The 14,695-nt window shown below is 63.9% G+C and carries 14 protein-coding genes; 4 read left to right on the forward strand and 10 right to left on the reverse strand.

Annotation, left to right across the window (positions count from 1 at the left end):
- Window positions 1-153 precede the first annotated feature (153 nt).
- The 3 genes from AC0L3S_RS31710 to AC0L3S_RS31720 form a co-directional block, all read right to left on the reverse strand.
- Window positions 154-1,281 (reverse strand): alkene reductase, encoded by a 1,128-nt coding sequence (locus AC0L3S_RS31710; RefSeq protein WP_473283552.1) that lies wholly within the window; start codon window positions 1,279-1,281, stop codon window positions 154-156.
- A gap of 156 nt (window positions 1,282-1,437) precedes the next feature.
- A complete protein-coding gene (locus AC0L3S_RS31715) occupies window positions 1,438-2,301 on the reverse strand; it encodes an outer membrane protein (RefSeq protein ID WP_473283554.1) in 864 nt (287 codons plus the stop codon).
- A gap of 204 nt (window positions 2,302-2,505) precedes the next feature.
- Window positions 2,506-4,002 (reverse strand): aldehyde dehydrogenase family protein, encoded by a 1,497-nt coding sequence (locus AC0L3S_RS31720; protein WP_473283556.1) that lies wholly within the window; start codon window positions 4,000-4,002, stop codon window positions 2,506-2,508.
- A gap of 196 nt (window positions 4,003-4,198) precedes the next feature.
- Between AC0L3S_RS31720 and AC0L3S_RS31725 the strand changes: the two genes are divergently transcribed.
- Window positions 4,199-5,044, forward strand: a complete 846-nt coding sequence (locus AC0L3S_RS31725) for an SDR family NAD(P)-dependent oxidoreductase (protein WP_473283558.1) — start codon at window positions 4,199-4,201, stop codon at window positions 5,042-5,044.
- An 87-nt stretch (window positions 5,045-5,131) separates the two neighbouring features.
- Here AC0L3S_RS31725 and AC0L3S_RS31730 read toward each other — a convergent pair whose 3' ends face one another.
- From AC0L3S_RS31730 to AC0L3S_RS31755, 6 genes are all read right to left on the reverse strand, one after another.
- Entirely contained in the window at window positions 5,132-5,338 is a 207-nt protein-coding gene (locus tag AC0L3S_RS31730; protein WP_007615092.1) for a hypothetical protein, read from the reverse strand.
- A 71-nt stretch (window positions 5,339-5,409) separates the two neighbouring features.
- Window positions 5,410-5,823: a Rieske (2Fe-2S) protein gene (locus AC0L3S_RS31735; RefSeq protein WP_007615093.1), complete on the reverse strand. Its 414-nt coding sequence runs from the start codon at window positions 5,821-5,823 to the stop codon at window positions 5,410-5,412.
- Window positions 5,824-5,838: 15 nt separating this feature from the next.
- Window positions 5,839-6,951 (reverse strand): amidohydrolase family protein, encoded by a 1,113-nt coding sequence (locus tag AC0L3S_RS31740; protein ID WP_473283561.1) that lies wholly within the window; start codon window positions 6,949-6,951, stop codon window positions 5,839-5,841.
- A gap of 14 nt (window positions 6,952-6,965) precedes the next feature.
- Window positions 6,966-8,030 (reverse strand): amidohydrolase family protein, encoded by a 1,065-nt coding sequence (locus AC0L3S_RS31745; protein ID WP_473265690.1) that lies wholly within the window; start codon window positions 8,028-8,030, stop codon window positions 6,966-6,968.
- 225 nt (window positions 8,031-8,255) lie between these two features.
- Complete coding sequence (locus tag AC0L3S_RS31750; RefSeq protein WP_473265689.1) at window positions 8,256-8,531, reverse strand: YiaA/YiaB family inner membrane protein; 276 nt, start codon at window positions 8,529-8,531, stop codon at window positions 8,256-8,258.
- Window positions 8,532-8,569: 38 nt separating this feature from the next.
- Entirely contained in the window at window positions 8,570-9,265 is a 696-nt protein-coding gene (locus AC0L3S_RS31755; protein WP_473265688.1) for a PspA/IM30 family protein, read from the reverse strand.
- Window positions 9,266-9,367: 102 nt separating this feature from the next.
- Here AC0L3S_RS31755 and AC0L3S_RS31760 point away from each other — a divergent pair, with 102 nt between their 5' ends.
- The 3 genes from AC0L3S_RS31760 (at window position 9,368) to AC0L3S_RS31770 (ending at window position 13,255) form a co-directional block, all read left to right on the forward strand.
- Window positions 9,368-9,973 (forward strand): TetR/AcrR family transcriptional regulator, encoded by a 606-nt coding sequence (locus tag AC0L3S_RS31760; protein ID WP_473265711.1) that lies wholly within the window; start codon window positions 9,368-9,370, stop codon window positions 9,971-9,973.
- A gap of 112 nt (window positions 9,974-10,085) precedes the next feature.
- Window positions 10,086-11,540, forward strand: coding sequence for a dihydropyrimidinase (gene hydA / locus AC0L3S_RS31765; RefSeq protein ID WP_473283563.1), 1,455 nt, complete (start codon window positions 10,086-10,088; stop codon window positions 11,538-11,540).
- A 95-nt stretch (window positions 11,541-11,635) separates the two neighbouring features.
- Window positions 11,636-13,255 (forward strand): ABC transporter substrate-binding protein, encoded by a 1,620-nt coding sequence (locus AC0L3S_RS31770; protein WP_473283565.1) that lies wholly within the window; start codon window positions 11,636-11,638, stop codon window positions 13,253-13,255.
- On the opposite strand, the gene AC0L3S_RS31775 is transcribed toward AC0L3S_RS31770, so the two are convergent.
- Window positions 13,252-14,595, reverse strand: coding sequence for a glycoside hydrolase family 3 N-terminal domain-containing protein (locus tag AC0L3S_RS31775; protein ID WP_473283567.1), 1,344 nt, complete (start codon window positions 14,593-14,595; stop codon window positions 13,252-13,254). The two genes, AC0L3S_RS31770 and AC0L3S_RS31775, sit on opposite strands and share 4 nt — an antisense overlap.
- Window positions 14,596-14,695: the final 100 nt, after the last annotated feature.

Consider the following 14,695-nt stretch of genomic DNA (forward strand, 5'->3'; position numbering starts at 1 on the left):
ACAGAAGCAGGTTCCCGGCGAGAGGATGCCGCAAAAAGGGATTGACTAACCAAGGCCCGTTACAGAAGCCCGGATGAGCGAAGCGACATCCGGCAAGGCCAGAGCTTGGGTGAAGCCCCGGATATCGCTTCGCTCATCCGAGCTACGGCAGTCTCAGACCGGCGTCGGCTCGTCATGCACCGGATAGTCCGTATAGCCCTTCTCCTCGCCGCCGTAGAACGTCGCACGGTTGTACGGGGTGAGAGGGTAATCGTGCTGCAGGCGACGCGGCAAATCGGGGTTGGAAATGAAGATGCGGCCGAAGGCGATGAGGTCGGCATGCCCCTCCGCGATCGCGGCGTTCGCGGTCTCGCCGGTAAATCCGCCGGCGGTCATCAGCACGCCGCTATAGAGCGGACGGAACAGCAGCATTGCCGACGGCACGTTCTGCCAGTTGACTTCGGCGCGCCCCGAGCCGCTGGAGCGGGGTTCGATGAAATGCAGATAGGCAAGACCGAGTTTGTCGAGCGCCTTGACCACGTGCGTGTAGAGCGGCATCGGATCGGGCTCGCCGGAATCATTGGCGATGCCGTGGGGCGACAGCCGCACGCCGACGCGGCTCGCGCCCCAGACGTCGATCGCGGCCTCGGTCACTTCGAGCAGAAGCCGCGCGCGGTTCTCGATCGAGCCGCCATATTGATCGGTGCGCTGGTTGCTGCTTGATTGCAGGAATTGCTCGAGCAGATAGCCGTTGGCGCCGTGGATCTCGACGCCGTCGAAGCCGGCGGCCAGCGCGTTCTTCGCGCCCTGCCTGAAGGCCTCGACAATGCCCTTGACCTCGTCCGTGTCCAGCGCGCGCGGCGTCTCGTAGTCGGAGATCTTGCCGTCGGCGGTCATTGCCTTCATGCCTTCGGCCCTGATCGGGATCGCCGAGGCCGAGACCGGCAGCTCCCCGCCGTGGAAGGAGGAATGCGAGACGCGGCCCACATGCCAGAGCTGGAGAAAGATGATGCCGCCCTTGGCGTGCACGGCGTCGACAACCTTGCGCCAGCCCGCGATCTGCGTCTCCGAATAGATGCCGGGCGTCGCCGGATTGCCGCGACCATGCGAGAGCACAGGCGAGGCCTCGGCAATGAGCAGGCCGCCCTGGGTGGCGCGCTGACCGTAATATTCGGCGTTGAGCGGCCGCGGCGAAAAGCTCTCGCGCTCGGCCCGCATGCGCGTCAACGGCGCCATCGCGACGCGATGCGCGAGCTTGTACGGACCGACCTGCAACGGTTGAAACAACGCCTTGAATTTCATGCTGGCCCCAAAATGGTCGATGAGAGGCATGGACCATAAGAGAAAGGCTCGCAGCTCGGAAGCTGCATGCGGGGATGGCTGGCCAGCCAAAAGAGGCGACGGAATCAAAAGCCCCGGGGGTGGTCCCGGGGCTCGTTGCTTGCTCAGAACGGCAGGTCAGTATTTCGCAACGACCGCGCCTGGGCCGAACTTGTAGTTCAAGCCGACCCGTGCGATGTGGCCCGTGAAATTCGCGGTTGAGTCAAAGCCGCGCGCCGGGCCGGGGGCGATCGGGAACAGCGGATTGAAGATGGTGTAGTTCTCGCTGCCGAGATCGTAGTAGAGATATTCGAGCTTGACGCTCCAGTTCGACGCAAAACGGTACTCGCCACCGCCGCCGACCGTCCAGCCCACGCGCCAGCTTTCCACTGCGCCGGCGCTACAGATCACATTGAGGCAGGGCGTGCCGCTCCCACCCGTGGGATCCACGATCGACGTCGATGCCTTGACGTGCCCATAGGCAAGACCGCCGGTCGCGTACAGCATCAAGTCGGGCGTGACGGTGGCACCGATCCGGCCGCGCACGGTCCCCAACCAGTCGACCTTCTGATCTTGCGTGGTCATGATCGTCGGGAAGACCGGCAAGGTTCGGGTCACCGTTGAGCTACCCTTGATGTCGGCCGCCGCGATATCGGCTTCGACGCCCCACACCAACGAGCCCGTCTGCACATTGTAGCCGGCCTGCAAGCCGCCCATCACGCCACGCGCGTTTGTTGCGAGCGAGGCAGGGACAAGGCCGCCCGCCAGTGCGACGTCGAGCACGCCGGCGGTGAAGACCGGATCATGCGGCGCGAGATCGTTCGCACCATCGCCCCACCCATATCCGACATTCACGCCGGCGTAGAAGCCCGACCAGTTGTAGGCGACGGGCAGTGGCGAGGCCTTGTACGCCGGCGCACGTGCGGTCATGTCGGCCGCGAGCGCGGGGTACGCCGAGGCGACGCCCAAAGCCACAAACACGATCGGAGCAAAGCGAAGCATTGTCGATATTCCAATTCCGAAGATTGACGGTGACGAGAACTAACCGGCCAACATTCGAAATGGGATAGCAAGTCTTGTAAAATCGCGGACGACGCGCGCTTTCAAACCGCTTGTAGCGTCCGGGCAACAACCTTTGGTCGCCGCAAGCGGACTCGCGTCGCCGCAGGCAAGACTCGACCGCTGAAGTCCGGACGCGATGGCGCGTCAGGCCGTCTTGATCCAGACGGCCTTCACGTTGAGATATTCCTCGACGTGCTGCTTGCCGGATTCGCGGCCGTAGCCGCTCATCTTGTAGCCACCGAAGGGGACGGCCGGGTCCATCGCTTGGTAGCAGTTCACCCACACCGAGCCGGCACGCAGACTCTTCGCGACCGCATGCGCCTTGCTGACGTCCCGCGTCCACAGGCCCGAGCCGAGACCGAACGTGGTGGCGTTGGCGCGCTTGACCAACTCGTCCATGTCCTTGAACGCGATCGCGGAGATGACGGGACCAAAAATCTCCTCCTGCGCGATCCGCATATTGTCCTGAACGCCCGCGAACACTGTTGGCGACACGAAGAAGCCTTTTGCAAGCGCGCCTTCGGTGACGCGGCCACCGCCAGCGAGCGCCCGCGCGCCTTCCTTCTGGCCGATGTCGAGATAGCTGGTGACGCGCTCGAGCTGTTGCTCGGACACCAGTGGTCCGATCTGGGTGTTAGGATCGAGGCCGTTGCCGACCTGCAGTTTCTTGCCGAACTCGGCGACGCGGCCGACGAACTCCTCGTAGATCGACTGCTCGACAAACAACCGGGTGCCGGCGCTGCAGATTTGCCCCGAATTGGCAAACACCGCCATCGCGGCGCCCGGCACGGCCGCATCGAGATCGGCGTCCGCGAACACGATGTCCGGCGACTTGCCGCCGAGTTCGAGCGAGACACGCTTGAGGTTGCCGGCCGAGGCGCGGATGATCGACTGGCCGGTGACATGCGAGCCGGTGAAGGCAACCTTGTCGACGTCGTGGTGCGAGGCAAGCGCCGCGCCCGCAGTCTCGCCATAGCCGGGCACGACGTTGATGACGCCGGGCGGCACGCCCGCTTCCATCGCGAGCTCGGCGATGCGCAGCGAGGTCAGCGGCGCTTCTTCGGCGGGTTTGAGCACGACGGTGCAGCCGGTCGCGATCGCCGGACCGATCTTCCAGATCGTCGCAGTCAGCGGACCGTTCCAGGGAATGATGGCGCCGACGACGCCGATCGGCTCCTTCAGCGTATAGGAGAATATCTCGCCGGGCAGCGAGTTCTCGATGGTCTCCCCGTGAATCGCGGTGGTCTGGCCGGCATAATAGCGCAGCATGCCGACGGCGCGCAGGCGATAGGCGCGGGTACGGCTGAGCGGCGCGCCCATGTCGAGCGTGTCGAGCTGCGACAATTCGTCGAAATTCTTCTCGACGAGGTCGGCAAGCTTCAGGAGCAGGTTCTGCCGCTCGAACGGCTTGACCTTGCTCCACGGCCCTTCGAAGGCGCGGCGAGCGGCAGCAACCGCGCGATCGATATCTTCTTTCTCGCCCTCGGCCACTGTTGCGAGCAGTTCGCCGGTCGCGGGGTTGTGGGTCTCGAAGCGCTTGCCGGAGGCGGCATCGACCCACTTCCCGTCGATCAACATCTGCTTGTAGGACCCATTGGCGAACGGATGGCGCGTGATTGGAATAGCCTGCGACACAGCCATGGCTGAACTCCCTCTCAATTGATGGATTGGTTCGATCTGGGCGGGATCGTTGGTCGATAGAATACTGCGACGCCGGACAGGCGTAAAGGAGAGGCATAAAGTCGGCGCGGAACGAAGACCTCCCATGCCGACTTGTGCAGGGTCGCGCGAGTGCCATGTTATAGCACGACCGAGCCCCCTCCCCGGAGAACGATCGATGCCGCATCCCGCCATCGTCAAAGACAATGTTGCCGTAATCACCGGCGGCGCGTCCGGGATCGGATTCGCCGCGGCTTTGGCGTTCGCGCGCGACGGCATGAAGGTATGTATCGCCGATGTGGATCAGGCGCGGCTGACGGAGGCCGCAACAAGACTGTCATCCATAACGTCTGCCACACATGTGATGACCTTCGCGATCGATGTCAGCAAGGCCGAGAGCGTGGCGGAACTCGAGCGCGCCGTGCGCGAGCGCTTCGGCGACACCGACATCCTCATGAACAATGCGGGCATCCAGCCCGGCAGCACGTTGTTCGGCGAACCTGACAACTGGCAGCGCATCATCAGCGTCAATATGTGGGGCATCATCAACGGCTCGCGCATCTTTGCGCCCAGCATGATCGCGCGCGGCAGGGCGGGGCTCATCATCAACACCGGCTCGAAGCAGGGCATCACCACCCCGCCCGGCGATCCCGCCTACAACGTCTCCAAGGCCGGCGTGAAAGCTTTTACGGAAGCGCTCCAGCACGAACTGCGCAGCACTGCGGGTTGCCGCATCACTGCGCATCTGCTGATTCCCGGCTTCGTCTTCACGAACCTTACCGCGAAGGGCCGGACAGAGAAGCCGGCCGGCGCCTGGACGGCCGAGCAGACCGTGAACTTCATGCTGGCGCGGCTGGAGGCCGGCGATTTCTACATCCTGTGCCCGGACAACGACGTCCCGCGCGCGCTCGACGAAAAGCGCATGCTGTGGGCCGCCGGTGACATCGTGGAGAACCGCCCGCCGCTGTCACGCTGGCATCCGGACCATGCGGATGCATTCGCGAAATTCGTGAAGGGGGAGTAGGCGTTTTTCCTTCTTCCCTTGTGGGAGAAGGTGGCGCGAAGCGCCGGATGAGGGTTGCATCCGCACAGGGGGAGAGGGCGAAGAAACCTACAGCGTCTCTTGCTGATGCCCACAATTCTTGCAGGCGAACTTGATGCGGGTCTGGCCCTTTGGCGCCTGCACCCGGTTCGGGGCGCCGCACTTACCGCAGACGGCCTCGATGCGGGTATCACCCTGCTTGACGACGACGGTTTTCTTTTCCATCGATTCGCGGATCAGGCGCTCGGCCTCCTCACGCAGGGATTGTTTCGACAAAGCTCATCTCCGCCACAAATGCGGGCGAGGCTTATCCCACTTGCGGCGAAATCACAATCCGAAACGGCTACTCAGACCTCGACAATCACGTAGCTGTCCTCGACATGCACCGGAAACGTCTCGGCAACATACGGGCCTTTCTGGAGTTCCTCGCCGCGCTCCACCGCGACCGGATATGACCTTATCTTGACGCGTTTCGGATCGAACCACGACTGCCCATTGCGCATGTCGAACTCCCAGCCATGCCAGGGACAGCGCAGCATCTCGCCGACGCGCGAGCGCTGATAGATGCCGGGCTCGGGCGAGGTCAGCCGCGCAACACAGGCCGCTTTCTCCAGCGGCGCGCCTTCGTGCGGGCAGCGGTTCAGCAGCGCGAAGAACTCGCCATTGACGTGGAACACGACAATGTCGCGGCCGGCGACATCGACGACCTTGTTGCCACCGGGTGGGATCTCCGAGATGGACGCGACGATGTGACGGGCCATACCGTGCAGACCTTCTCAGAACTTGTAGACCGCGCGGGCATTGGTGCTGAAGATCTTGGTCCGCTCAGCTTCCGTCAGCGGCGTCTTGAAGGCGAAACGCGGATCGTCGAAATCCCAGTGCGGATAGTCCGACGAGAACAAGAGACGATCGATGCCGACCCATTCGATCAGCGAGCGCAAATGCCGGGCTTCGTCGGGTTCGTCGATCGGTTGTGTCGTGAACCAGAAATGCTCACGGACGTATTCCGACGGCTTGCGCTTGAGATGCGGCACCTCGCTGCGGAACCGCTCGAAATGCTGGTCCATCCGCCACACCGCGGACGGGATCCAGCCGAAGCCGCCCTCGATGAAGACGAACTTCAATTTTGGAAAGCGCTCCGGCACGCCCTCGATCACGAGACTGGCAAGCTGCGCCGCAATGGTGTGCGCGTTGGACTGGTGCTCCTCGACATAATAGGACGGCCAGCCGCCACCGGTCGGCGCATGCCCGCCATAGCCGCCGACATGGATGCCGAGCGGAAGACCTAGTTCTTGGGCACGCTCGTAGATCGGCCAGTAGCGGCGACGGCCGAGCGGCTCGTTGGCGCGTGGCGAGACGTTGATCTGGACATATTCGCCGATTTTCGCGCAGCGTTCGATCTCGGCAATGGCGAGATCGACGCCATCCTGGCCGACCAGGATCGAAGCCTTCAGGCGCGGGTCGCGATGCGACCAGAACGCCAGCTGCCAGTCGTTGATGGCACGCTGGATCGCGGCGCCGAATTCCAGGTTCTGCTGCGAGAAGATGAAGAGATCGAGCACCTGCAAAATCCCGAACTCGACGTCGAGCGGATCGAGGTGCTGCTTCTGCATGAAGGCGAGGTCCGAGCCGGGCGGCCCGCCCGTCGGCGGCCAGGCATCGCGGCGCGCGATCAACGGCGAGGAGCGCGGATAGGGCGTGGTGAACAGATAGGGCGTGCGCAAATGGCTGCCATATTCCTTTAGATGCTGCTGCCAGCGTTTTGGCAGGAACTCGTTGAGATCGTCGACCGAATGCAGGCTCGGATGGACGTCGCAATCGACGATGCGCAGCCGCGAAGCGGCGTGCTTCTCGTCTTCCCGCAGCGGGCGGTCGATGACCTCACTCATGCGAACCTCCAATGTCAGTTGGCGAGCGACAGCCGCGGAAACGTCTCCAGCGGGTTGTCGACGCACATCTTCGAGATGATGCTGCTCGGCAGGTTCGGCGGGATCGGATCGTCGCCGTCGAACTGCCAGTGCGGATAGTCGGACGCGAACAGGAACATCTTCTCAGAGCCGATCTGGTCGATGATGTCCTCGACGCTTCTGGCGTCGCCCGGCGCGTCGAACGGCTGCATGGTGACGCGAAAATTATCGCGGATGATCGCAGCCGGCTCGCGCTCGACCCAGGGCACCTCGACGCGCACCCCTCGCCAGGTCTTGTTGGCGCGCCACATGAAGGCCGGCAGCCAGCTCACGCCCGATTCTATCAGCACGACCTTGAGGCTCGGAAACTTGCCGAACACGCCCTCATAGATCAGGCTCAAGATCTGCGCCTGAAACGCCTGCGCCTCGACGAAGTAATATTCGTAGCGGTGCGACGGCCAGCCGGCCGAACTCGGCGCCTGCCGATATTGCGTGCCGGCATGGATCGCGAGCGGCAGCTTGTATTTCTCGGCGAGCCGATAGACCGGCCAAAAATGCCGCCGTCCCAAGAGCGTCTCGCCCTGCGCCAGCACGAGGATCGAGACGAAGCGGTGATCGCCGGCGCGGCGCTCGATCTCCTCGATCGCCAGATCCGGGTCCTGCATCGGCACCACGATCGAGGCGCGCAAGCGCGGATCGCGCGACAGCCACTCAGTCGCGATCCAGTCGTTGATCGCCTTGCAGAAGTCGGCCGCCATGTAGGGGTCGAACACGGCCTGCGCACCATACAGCACGTTGAGAATCGCGTGGCTGGCACCTAACTGCTCGAATGCGCCCTTCTGTACCATCGCAAGATCGGAACCAGGCTTTGCGCCGTTCGCCGGACGCCAGTCGGCGCGGCCGCTTAGCGGCATGCCGGGCGGATAGGAGGTGAGATCGAGCCCGTCGATGGCGCGGCTCACGACCTGCTCTTTCCAGTGATCGCTGAGATAGGGCAGTAGCGTCGTGCGCGTGCCACCAACCGCCGGGTGGATGTCGCAGTCGATCCGCGTCGCTGCCATGAGGTTCCTCGCCGAGACCTTGTAAGCACATCTTATTGGCGGCGTTCTTGTGCGCCGCCTGTGAAGACTGCCCCTGCCCGTGCTATTGCGCAAGAGCGCACGCCCGCGGGATCGTCATGGCTCTGTTGCATTTCGCAGGCGCGATATGAGGTGACGAAATGCGCTCCGGCGCCGAAGCAGCGGAGTGCATTGCTCCGCTGCTTCCTTGCGGATTGTCTATGCTTGTCAAGCCGCCTTGGAGACTTCCATCAGCAGACGTTCCGCCTTGGCATCCTCGATGCGGTTCACCATCCGGCTGCTTTCGTGATTGTCGCGGATGGTCTTGGTCAGAGTGACGCAGGTCTGGATCAGCATCACGATTCCCATGGTGAGATAGCCCTTCATCCAGAAATCGATCGGCAGGAAGAAGACGCCAACGGCGACGAGGAAGGCGGAGGCTGCGAAGGACACGTAAGTGAAGGTCACCCAGGCGCCGCTGTGGAGCTGGCCGTTCTGGTTCATGATGGTCTCCTGTTGGTTCGAATGATGATGGATTGGGATCAGACAGTCGGCGTACGCTTGGACCTCAACCGCGCCAGCACGTCGTCCGCGGTCGTCTTGAGCCGGAGGCCAAAACCCTGCTCGGCGAGTTTTTCGGCGGTGGCGAGCGGACCGGTGGCCGCATCGAGTTCGACCAGCGCGTCGTCGGCGGCCTGGGCTTCCATCTGCCGCTCACGAAGACGCCTCAAAGTGCTCTCCGCCTCCGGCAGCGTTGATTCGTAGGGACGTGCCGCCTCGATGCCGCTGCGGCGAAGCGAGCGCACCGCTTCCGAGGCACGGGCGACGCGGCGGCCGCGGTCGAGCTCGGTGATGCGGGCCTGCGCGCTTGCGACGTGCCGCTTCAGCCGGGCAATCTCGCTCGCGAACAAGGCGCGTGCCGTCAGCGCGGCATCGCGATCGGCCTCGAGGCCCGCGATGGCTTCGGCGGCGTCGTTGGCGAGATCCTCGCGGCCGCCATCGAGCGCCGCAACCGCGCGCGTCTCGAGATCGGCGATGCGGGTGACGGTCGCCTCGAGCTTGCGGCCTTCCTGCTGGTCCTGTGCGATCGCCAGCGCCAAGGTCCGTTTGCCGCGCTCGAGGGCGGCGGCCGCGTCGCGCATCTGTTGATCGAGGATCAAAAGGGCTGTCCGGTCTTCCAGCTCCTCGCCGGCGGCGGCCACGCTACCGCGGAAAAGTGTCACAACGGTCTTGAACATCTTAAGCTCCTTGTTATGAGCGTTGCTCACGGATGGTTTGTAGCAAGAAACTTGAACTTCGTTCAAGAAATATTTGAGCAACGCTCAGAAATTTGGTTGCAGATGACTAAGGCATTGGAACGCCGGGAGAAACTTCGATCCGATCTGATCCTGGCGGCGGAACGAATGATCGCCGACAGGGGACTGGCGGGCCTAAAAACCCGCGATCTCGCCAGCGAGATCGGCTGCGCCAACGGCGCGGTCTACAATCTCGTAGCCGATGTGGACGAGCTGATCCTGCGAGTCGGCTCGCGCACGTTGCACCGGCTCGACGAGGCCCTGAGCGCGGCGGAAGGCGCCGGCGAGCCGTCGCCTGAGAGGCTGGTCCGCATCGCCCTCGTCTATTGCGATTTCGCCGCGGAAAATCTCGAACTATGGCGTGCGCTGTTCGAGCACCGCATGGCAGCCGACAAGCCCCTCCCCGACTGGTCCATCGACGACCAGCTGCAGCTGTTCCGCCACGTCTCCAAGCCGCTGGCCGCGCTGTTTCCAAAACGCAGTCGGGAGGAGCTCGGCATCACCGCGCGCAGCCTGTTCTCGGCGGTGCATGGCATGGTGGCGCTGGGACTGGAGCAGAAACTGGTCGCGGTACCGCTGCCGGCGCTCCGGAAGGAAATTGCGGGCCTGGTGCGCGCGATGGTCGACGGACTGATCGCGCGGGCGGCGTAGATGCCGAGAGAACACGGCTCAACTGTCGGCGGCGCCTGACTAAAATTTCACCTGTCGCATCGCATGCGGCGCGCTTAGCGTCGCGAGGATTACGCCTCTCTCCGGAGCTCCAATGCCCCTCCTCATCCGCGGCGGCACCGTCGTCAATCATGATCATTCGCGCCGGGCGGACGTGCTGATCGACGGCGCGACCGTCGTCGCGGTCGGGCAGTCGCTCGATGCGCCCACCGGCAGCGAGATCGTCGATGCCGGCGGCGCCTACGTTATCCCGGGCGGCATCGATCCGCACACCCATCTCGAAATGCCGTTCATGGGCACGGTCACCGCGGACGATTTCGAATCGGGAACCAAGGCGGCGCTGGCCGGTGGCACCACCATGGTGGTGGATTTCTGCCTGCCCGATCCTGGCCAGTCGATGCTCGCGGCCTATCAGGAGTGGCGGCACAAATCCGAGAAGGCGGCTTCCGACTACGGCTTCCACATGGCGGTAACGTCGTGGTCGAAGCAGATCCATGACGAGATGGAGACCGTGGTCAAAACCTACGGCATCAACACCTTCAAGCACTTCATGGCCTACAAGGGCGCGCTGATGGTGAACGACGACGAGCTCTACAACTCGTTCGCTCGCTGCGCCCATCTCGGCGCCATGCCCGTCGTGCATGCGGAGAACGGCGACGTCGTCGCCTTGATGCAGGAGGCGCTGATCGCGCGCGGTGTCACCGGGCCCGAGGGACACGCTTATTCACGACCGCCGGAGGTCGAGGGCGAAGCCACCAACCGCGCCATCATGATCGCCGACATGACGGGGACGCCGATCTACATCGTGCATACCAGCTGCCGCGAAGCGCATGAGGCGATCGCGCGCGCACGTGCGGCGGGCAAGCGCGTCTATGGCGAGCCGTTGATCCAGCATTTGCTGCTGGACGCCGGTGAATATCAGAACAAGGACTGGGATCATTCCGCGCAGCGCGTGATGTCGCCGCCGTTCCGCGACAGGTCGCATCAGGATAGTCTTTGGGCCGGTCTGCAAGCTGGCTCGCTGCAGGTGGTCGCGACCGACCACTGCGCCTTCACCACCGAGCAGAAGCGATTCGGGCTCGGCGATTTCAGAAAGATCCCGAACGGCACCGGCGGCCTCGAAGATCGCCTCGCGCTGCTGTGGACCGCGGGCGTCACCACGGGACGGCTGACGAAGGAAGAGTTCGTCGCGGTGACCTCTGCGAACATCGCCCGCATCCTCAACATCTATCCGCGCAAGGGCGCGGTCGCCGTCGGCTCGGACGCCGACGTCGTGGTTTGGGATCCCAAGGCGAGCAGGACCATTAGCGCGAAACGGCAGATGAGCCGGATCGATTACAACGTGTTCGAGGGCTTTTCCTGCACCGGCGGACCGGCGGCGACGCTGTCGCGCGGCCGAATCGTCTGGAACGATGGCGATCTGCGTGCCGAGGCCGGCGACGGCCATTATGTCGAGCGCCCGGCGTTCTCGCCGGTGCATGTCGCCAATTCCACCTGGAAAGAGCTGACTGCCCCGCGGGCCGTGAGCCGCGGAGCGGTGACGCCGTAGGATTGAGGTGCGCGCAGCGTGCGACGCCGTGAAGCGCGGCCGATGGCATGCGCCTTGCCTCTTTATGGTGCAAATCTCTCAAGAGTGAGCCCCCCATGAGCGCATCATCATTCGAACTAAACCGCCGCAGCGTGCTCGGCGGCTTCGGCCTCGCCGGAATAACGGCCGTTGCGCCGCGTTTCGCCAGGGCGCAAGGGCGCGCCGAGACGCTGCTGGTGGTGCAGGAGCTCGGGCCGAACTCGCTCGACATGCAGGGCGTCGGCTCCAACCAGACCGTGAACGGGCTGTCCTGGAATTGCTACGATCGCCTGCTGAGCTACGCCTCCAAGACGCTCCCCGACGGCACGCTGTCTTACGACCGCGAAAAGCTCGCACCTGAACTCGCCGAGAGCTGGGAGGTTGCCGCCGACGGCATGTCCTGCACTTTCAAATTGCGGAAGGACGCGAAATTCCACGACGGCACGCCGGTCACCGCGAACGACGTCAAATGGTCGTTCGACCGCGCGGTGAAGGTCGGCGGCTTTCCGACCTTCCAGATGTCGGCGGGGTCGCTGGAAAAGCCCGAGCAGTTCGTCGTGGTCGACGACCACACGTTCCGCATCGACTATGTGCGCAAGGACAAGATGCTGCTGTTCAACGTCGCGGTGGTCGTGCCCTTCATCATCAACTCGGAGCTCGCGAAAAAGAACGCGACGGCGGAAGACCCGTGGGCGCTGGCGTGGCTCAGGAACAACGAGGCCGGCGGCGGCGCTTACAGGATCGAGAGCTGGAAGCCGGGCAGCGAGACCGTGCTGGCGCGCTTCGACGATTGGAAGAGCGGGCCTCTCCCGAAGCTCAAGCGCGTGATCGCGCGCGACGTCCCCTCCGCCGGCACCCGCCGCGCCATGCTGGAGCGGGGTGATGCGGATATCTCCAGCGGCTTCGCGCCGCGTGACTTCGAGCAGATCATTCGGGAGGGCAAGGTCAAGGTCTCGGGCGTGCCGATCCCGAATGCGCTCTGGTCCGTCGCGCTCAACGCGGCAAAGCCGCCGTTCGACAATGTGAAGCTGCGCCAAGCCGTCGCCTGGGCGATGCCTTATGAGCAGATCCAGAGCAGCGCGTTCTTCGGACGCGCCGTTCCGATGTATGGCGGAGCGGCGGACGTTTCAAAGCCAGTGTGGCCGCAACCGTTTCCCTACGTCACCGATCTCGACAAGGCCAAGGCGTTGATGAAGGAGGCGGGCTTCGAGTCAGGGCTGGAGACGACGCTGTCACTCGATACCGGCACCGCCACGGTCGGCGAGCCGACGGCCATCCTGATCCAGGAGAGCCTGGCCAAGATCGGAATCAAGGCGGCGATCGACAAGATTCCCGGCGCGAACTGGCGCACGACGCTGAACAAGAAGGAGCTGCCGCTCGCGCTCAACCGCTTCAGCGGCTGGCTCGATTACCCCGAATATTACTTCTACTGGAATTTCCACGGCAACAACTCGATCTTCAACATCTCCTCCTACCAGAACAAGGAGATGGACGCGCTGATCGACAAGGCGCGCTTCACCACGGATGCCGCCGAGTACGACAAGGTCGTTAAGGATTTCATCGCGCTCTGCATGCGCGACGTTCCCGTCATTCCGCTCAACCAGCCGATCCACGACGTCGCCATGCAGAAGGCCATCACCGGCTACGAATTCTGGTTTCATCGCGAGCCTGACTACCGTCAGTTCGCAAAGGGCTAGTTTTGACCCGCGACGCTCACAGGGCGTGAGGCGGCTCGCGCCTGCTCGGACGGGAACCCCCGCGCGAGCCGTGCCTCGCTCGCGTGCAGCATCGCCGTATCGAGCTTGCCCTGCCGCGATCCATCCAGGGCGCAAGTGAAAATCCGGTAGAATTGCGCGCCGTCATAGGCGACCAGCAGCAGGTCGACGCCCGCGTTGATGGCCTCGACCACGGCCTGACAGACGTCGTGCTGGTAGATCGCGCCCATCACCAGATCGTCGGTCATGACGACGCCCTGGTAGCCCCATTTGTCGCGGATGATCCCCTCGACGACACGCCTCGAATGCGAGGCGGCGCGATCGGGATCGACGGCCGTGAGCGTGACATGCCCGACCATGAGCGCGCTGTGCGAATGCGACAGCACCTCCCGGAACGGAAGCCAGTCGGTTGCCTCCAGCTCCTTCACCGGCGTGTCGAGATTGGCGCTGAAATGATGCGTGTCGGCGCGCACGCGCCCGATGCCGGGAAAATGCTTGAGCGTGGCGCCGACGCCGGATTCTTCCAGCCCGCGTACATAAGCGCTCGCGATCGCGGTGACGACGGCTGGATCGGTCGCAATCGCGCGCTGACCGATGAGTGTGTGAAAGTCGAGGCGATTGCGCCGGCCCGGCGGCTTGAGATCGAGCACCGGCGCGAGATTGAGGTTGACGCCGAGCCGGGCGAGGTCACGGCCGTGGATGCGGCCGAACTCGGCCGCTTTGGCTTGCTGGTCATCGGGGGCAAGGCCGGCAAGCGTCGCCAGCGCGGGCAGCTTCGTCAGCGGCGGCGCAAGGTGCCCGACGATGCCACCCTCCTGGTCCGCGGCGACCACCAGCGGCGGCAGGCCGGCGGCTTGCCGCTTGTCCTGGAGCGCCGCGATCTCGGCACGCAGCGCCTCCACGGTCCGGCCCCGGATGTTGTGCCGGGTGACGTAGATACCGCCGATCAAGCCTTGCTCGGCGAGGCGCGCGACCTCCGGGAAGGAAGAATAGCCGACCATGAAGTGAGATCCGAGCCCGCGTGCTTCGGTGGCGCTCGCCCCGAGCACGCCGTGCTTGCGCAGTTCAAATTTCAGGTGCGCCGCCGACATCAGGAGCGGCGGAACGCACCAGAGCATGACGAGCAGCTTGCCCGGGATGCTGCGCCAAAGCCCGCGACGCAGCAGCACGATGAAGATTACGACGCTTGTGACGACAAGTGCGATATTTCCAGCGCCGCGCAGCACGAGCAGATAAGGATCGTTCTTGTTCGCGGCCGCGAACGCGACGGGAGGCGCGGCAAGCCAGAGCAGAATGAGACCGATGCGGTTGAGGGATTGCATGATGCGTCACGTCCAATGTGATGAACGCATCGCACCTATCAAAGCGATCTGCGCCGCGTAAGGACCAAAAGCGCGCCTGCACATAATCTGCAAAAGACTC

This window comes from Bradyrhizobium sp. Ken01 (assembly GCF_055807355.1).

Coding starts and splice junctions, on each gene's coding strand:
- AC0L3S_RS31715 (WP_473283554.1), bottom strand. CDS start 2,301: ATGCTTCGCTTTGCTCCGATCGTGTTTGTGGCTTTGGGCGTCGCCTCG.
- AC0L3S_RS31720 (WP_473283556.1), bottom strand. CDS start 4,002: ATGGCTGTGTCGCAGGCTATTCCAATCACGCGCCATCCGTTCGCCAAT.
- AC0L3S_RS31725 (WP_473283558.1), top strand. CDS start 4,199: ATGCCGCATCCCGCCATCGTCAAAGACAATGTTGCCGTAATCACCGGC.
- AC0L3S_RS31775 (WP_473283567.1), bottom strand. CDS start 14,595: ATGCAATCCCTCAACCGCATCGGTCTCATTCTGCTCTGGCTTGCCGCG.
- AC0L3S_RS31710 (WP_473283552.1), bottom strand. CDS start 1,281: ATGAAATTCAAGGCGTTGTTTCAACCGTTGCAGGTCGGTCCGTACAAG.
- AC0L3S_RS31740 (WP_473283561.1), bottom strand. CDS start 6,951: ATGAGTGAGGTCATCGACCGCCCGCTGCGGGAAGACGAGAAGCACGCC.
- AC0L3S_RS31760 (WP_473265711.1), top strand. CDS start 9,368: ATGACTAAGGCATTGGAACGCCGGGAGAAACTTCGATCCGATCTGATC.
- AC0L3S_RS31770 (WP_473283565.1), top strand. CDS start 11,636: ATGAGCGCATCATCATTCGAACTAAACCGCCGCAGCGTGCTCGGCGGC.
- AC0L3S_RS31750 (WP_473265689.1), bottom strand. CDS start 8,531: ATGAACCAGAACGGCCAGCTCCACAGCGGCGCCTGGGTGACCTTCACT.
- AC0L3S_RS31735 (WP_007615093.1), bottom strand. CDS start 5,823: ATGGCCCGTCACATCGTCGCGTCCATCTCGGAGATCCCACCCGGTGGC.
- hydA (WP_473283563.1), top strand. CDS start 10,086: ATGCCCCTCCTCATCCGCGGCGGCACCGTCGTCAATCATGATCATTCG.
- AC0L3S_RS31745 (WP_473265690.1), bottom strand. CDS start 8,030: ATGGCAGCGACGCGGATCGACTGCGACATCCACCCGGCGGTTGGTGGC.
- AC0L3S_RS31755 (WP_473265688.1), bottom strand. CDS start 9,265: ATGTTCAAGACCGTTGTGACACTTTTCCGCGGTAGCGTGGCCGCCGCC.